Here is a 3,059-nt window from a genome sequence, read left to right as displayed (position 1 = left end):
CTGCTCGATCGCGTTGGCCTGAGCGCTGATCTCGCCGGCCGCGCCGTCCACGAGATCTCGGGCGGCCAGCGCCAGCGCATCGCGATTGCTCGCGCCATCGCGACAAAGCCGTCGCTGATCGTGCTCGACGAAGCGGTGTCCGCGCTCGACGTATCGGTGCGCCGACAGATCCTGCAATTGCTGCTCGATCTGCAGCGCGAGGAACGGATCGCCTATCTGTTCATTTCGCATGATCTCGGCGTTATCAGCGCCATCGCCCATCGTGTCGTCATCCTCGACGCCGGCCGCGTCGCCGAGAGCGGCAACGCCCGTGCGGTCATCGGTGCCCCGCAATCGACGATCGGCAAGGCGCTGGTGACGGCAGCGCCAAAACTGAACAGGACCAGCACGCAAGGCGCGGCCGATCGTCAGTAACCCAGCGCGCAACCATCCTTGCGTGGATCGGACGCGCCGGTAAGCGTGCCCTTGTCCCAGTCGATCAGCACCAGTTGGCCGCCGCCATGCGGCTCGGTTGGGATGGACACGTCGTGGCCTCGCTCGCGCAGGCCGGCGATCGCCTCGGCCGGAACGCCACGCTCCGCCTCCACTGCGTCCTGGCGGTAAAACACCCTCGGCGCATCAAGCGCCTCCTGCGGGTCCATGCCGAAATCGATAATATTGGTGAGCAGGTGGACATGGCCGAACGGCTGGTAGCCGCCGCCCATCACGCCGAACGGCATGATCGCCCGGCCCTTGGCTGTCACCATGCCCGGCATGATGGTGTGCATGGGGCGTTTTCCCGGTGCGATGCGGTTTGGGTGGTCCGCCGCCAGGCGGAAGCTGCTGCCGCGGTTCTGCAGGACGACGCCGGTGCTCGGGCCGACCACCCCGCTGCCGAACGAACCAAAGGTCGAGTTGATGAAGCTGACCGCATTACGATCGCGATCGACCACGGAGATGTAAACGGTATCGCTCGGCTGAAGCTCAAGCCGAGGCAGATGCGTCATCGCACGCGCCGGATCGATCTCGGCGCGGAGCCGGTCCGCATGGGATCTGGACAACAACTGCTCAACCGGAACATGGACGTGGTTCTGGTCGCCGATGAAATTGTCGCGGTCCTGATAGGCAAGCCGCCCAGCCTCGATCTCGAGGTGAAAGCGCTCGGCGCCGTTCGGTTCCAGCGCGCCTAGCGAGAAGCCTGACAGCACATTCAGCATGATCAGTGCCGTCAGGCCCTGGTTGTTCGGCGGCATCTGATGGATGTCGTAGCCTCGGTAGGACGTACCGACGGGCCTGACATACTCACCCTTCGTGGCCGCAAAATCCTCGAGCGCATGCAGCCCGCCAAGCGCGCGCAGACGCGAGACCATGTCGTCCGCAACCTCGCCTTCGTAAAAGCCGGCGCGGCCACGGCGCGAGACGATTCGCAAGGTGTCGGCCAGTTGCGGCTGCCGGTGCAACTCGCCTGCCTGCGGCGCCCTTCCATCCGGCAGAAATATCCGCGCGGCATGTTCGTCAGCGGCAAGCAAGGCAGCACTTTCAGCCCAGTCGAAGGCGACGCGGTCTTGGACGACGTAGCCTTGTTCGGCGTAGCGTATGGCAGGTGCGAGCGCGGCGTCGATGCCCTTTCTGCCGTGCTTCTCGAGCAGCCGGCACCAGGCGTCAACGGCGCCCGGCACGGTGACCGCGTGCGGACCGGACTCAGGCAGTTCGACATGCCCCCTGTCAAGATACCATTCAGCCGTCGCTGACGCAGGTGCGCGGCCGGAGCCGTTGAAGGCCAGAACCTCGCCTTGGCCGTTGGGACAATAGAGGACAAAACAGTCGCCGCCGATACCGGTCGATTGCGGCTCGACGACCGCCTGCACCGCCGCCGCGCACACGGCTGCATCCATCGCTTTACCGCCGGACCGCAGCATCTCGAGCGCCGCCAGTGTCGCCAGAGGGTGCGATGTCGCGGCCATCGCTTCCGTCGCACGAACCGGCGACCGACCGGGGAGTTGAAAATCACGCATGCAGGATCAATAGCCTCCGACCAACCTGATGTGAACTGGCACCGGCAGCCAAAGGGCTGCGCCACCGAGCACCACGACCGACAGTATCATTGCCGTGGCAGCGCCCAACCCTGGAAAACTGACGGCCTCAATCAGCGAATTTAAAAACATCCGTGGTGTAATCGGGGTAGGCATCCAGCCTGTCGAAAAGCTCGGCCAGGTCAGGGGTGTCAGCCAATATTCCGGACAGGACCAGCGCAGTCGCCACGCCGGCGCCAATTCCGCCGGCGACATCGTGTTCGACGCTGTCGCCGACACAGACCACGCTGCTTCGGTCCGGGTTGCCCGCCAGCGCCAGCGCGGCGTCGAAGATCGGGGTATAGGGCTTGCCGATACGGGTGACGCTGCCGCCGAGGCTCTCATAGAGATCCGCAAGCTGACCGGCGCCAAAGCGAGGCCCCACGGCGGTCAGCATGATTTTGTCGGGGTTGGTGCAGAAGCACGGCACCTGCCGCATTGCTGCCGGTGCAAAAAGTCTGCGATAGTGATCGATGTCATAGTGATCGCCCTCACTGGCGGCGATCAGCACCAGCTCGGCATCGTCGCCGTCACCGGTCAACGCGAAAGGCAGGCCTTCAATCGCCGAGCGATCGCCCTCGCGGCTGATCAGTAGGCACTTTGTGTTTGGGCGCAGCGTTCCAGATATCGCCATTTCGTGAAAGGACCGCCACGCGATCTCGCCGGAGGAGACAAATTGATCCCAGCTTCCTGGTTGGAAGCCGAGCTTCAGCAAGCGGGCTTCGTTGGGCCGCGCGCGCCTGCCCGAGTTCGAGACCAGCACAATCGTCCTGCCTGCGCGCTTCAGCGCCGACAATGCCTCCACGGCGCCGGGATAAGGGTTTGTACCATCGTGCAGCACGCCGAACTGATCGAGCAGGAACACCTGATAGCGCTCAACCAGCGCTCCGATGCCATCGACATGTTCAACTGTCTTCGTGATCACAAAAGCCCCGCTTCGATTGCGCCCATCAGCGCCAGCCGCGCCGTGCCGGCGGCCGCCTCGTCCGAAAGCGCCGGCAGAAAATC

Annotated in this window: 3 protein-coding genes; 1 reads left to right on the top strand and 2 read right to left on the bottom strand. The window is 64.4% G+C overall.

Annotated elements, in window-relative coordinates; genetic code table 11:
* Positions 1 to 414: ABC transporter ATP-binding protein (locus EOA86_RS28520; protein ID WP_164892060.1), on the top strand; the 414-nt coding region annotated here is incomplete at its 5' end.
* Here EOA86_RS28520 and ggt read toward each other — a convergent pair.
* Together ggt and EOA86_RS28510 are read right to left on the bottom strand one after the other, a co-directional pair.
* Complete coding sequence (gene ggt, locus EOA86_RS28515; protein WP_128344718.1) at positions 408 to 1,994, bottom strand: gamma-glutamyltransferase; 1,587 nt, start codon at positions 1,992 to 1,994, stop codon at positions 408 to 410. The genes EOA86_RS28520 and ggt overlap by 7 nt on opposite strands.
* 127 nt (positions 1,995 to 2,121) lie before the next feature.
* Positions 2,122 to 2,976, bottom strand: coding sequence for a TIGR01459 family HAD-type hydrolase (locus tag EOA86_RS28510; RefSeq protein ID WP_128344716.1), 855 nt, complete (start codon positions 2,974 to 2,976; stop codon positions 2,122 to 2,124).
* Positions 2,977 to 3,059 lie beyond the last annotated feature (83 nt).

Origin of the sequence: Mesorhizobium sp. M5C.F.Ca.IN.020.32.2.1 (genome assembly GCF_004023105.1) — a bacterium.
GTDB classification, from domain to species: domain Bacteria; phylum Pseudomonadota; class Alphaproteobacteria; order Rhizobiales; family Rhizobiaceae; genus Mesorhizobium; species Mesorhizobium wenxiniae.
This window is presented reverse-complemented; position numbering and strand designations above follow the sequence as displayed.